At 48.0% G+C, this 633-nt stretch carries 1 protein-coding gene; it reads right to left on the reverse strand.

From position 1 onward, the window contains the following. Positions 1-633: arginine N-succinyltransferase (locus R7R78_RS27285; protein WP_225474755.1), on the reverse strand; the 633-nt coding region annotated here is incomplete at both ends.

The following is a 633-nucleotide window of genomic DNA, read 5'->3' on the forward strand; positions in this document are numbered from 1 at the left end:
GAATCCCTCACGCTCTAGCAGCTTCAGCGCTGGGCGCGTGTTGTCATGCACTTGACCAATCACCGCTTGTGCTTCTGGGCTCAATAGGTTGATGTAAATTGGCAGCTTTGGCATCAAGTCAGCGATAAAGCCTTTCTTGCCGATGCCGGTAAGATAATCTGCAAGTGTGAAATCAATAGAGAAGAAATGCTCTTGTAACCATTGCCAAAATGGAGAATTACCATTCGCATCAGAGACGCCACGCATCTCGGCAAAGATGGTTTTAGAGAAACGCTCTGGGTGCTCCGCCATCATAAGAAAGCGGCACTTAGACATCAGACGGCCATTTAGGCCCTGGCGATATTTTTCGCGTAGGAACAGCGTACAAATCTCACTGTTACCCGTGTAATTGTTGCCAAATGTCAGTAGTTTAACGACGTTATTTACGCCGAGTTTTGGCGAAGAGTGAACCACTTTACTGATGTGATATGAGTAGAACGGTACGTCCCAGCCAATAGATGCTTCGATTCCGGTGGTACCCGCAACCTCACCCGATTCAGAGTCAAAACCCACCATTAGGTAGCCTTCGTCACCGGGTTCGGTCACGTCGGGTTTACCAAAGCTGTACTCCGAGTGTTTGATTCGATTGGTTAA

The sequence above is a fragment of the Vibrio sp. 2134-1 genome (assembly GCF_033339495.1).